The following is a 595-nucleotide window of genomic DNA, read 5'->3' on the forward strand; positions in this document are numbered from 1 at the left end:
ATGAAATTGAGCATTATCCATAATAATCACTGATTTAACACTCAATGATGGTAATAAGTGTTCTTCAAACCATTTTTCAAAAAAGGCACTTGTCATGGTATTTTCGTAAGTCATTGGGGCAATGAGTTTATTGCCAATTTGACCTGCAACAACGGATATCCGTTTATATTTTTTGCCACTAATGGTGCTTTTAACAGTTTTCCCTTTGGATGACCTTGCAAAGGGTTGATGTAAGTAGGTATCTATACCCGTTTCATCAATATAAACCCTTTGATAGTCATTGAAGGTTGCAAGCTTGGTTAGATCGTTTTCTACTTTGATTGGGTCTTGTTCTTTGTCGGTCGTGGTCTTTTTTTAAGTGTCATACCGATTGATTTTAGTGCATAAAATATACCTTGTGGTGTACAGGCAAAGTGTTCTGCTATTTCAAATAAATAGGCATCATTGTGTTGTTCTACATAGGTTTTAAGTTGTTCACGGTCTATTTTTCTTGGTTTTGTGCCTTGAGATTGGGCGCTAAGTTCACCTGTATCTCTTTGGAGTTTTTTCCAGCTGTATAGTGCTGAGCTTGATATGCCATAGGCTTGTATTACTT

1 pseudogene is annotated in these 595 nt (G+C 36.3%); it reads right to left on the minus strand.

The window, feature by feature from the left end:
- A pseudogene (locus tag A5N85_RS16820) lies at positions 1 to 595 on the minus strand (IS630 family transposase); the annotation flags it as partial.

It is taken from the genome of Suttonella ornithocola (genome assembly GCF_001889065.1).
GTDB classification, from domain to species: Bacteria; Pseudomonadota; Gammaproteobacteria; order Cardiobacteriales; family Cardiobacteriaceae; genus Suttonella_A; species Suttonella_A ornithocola.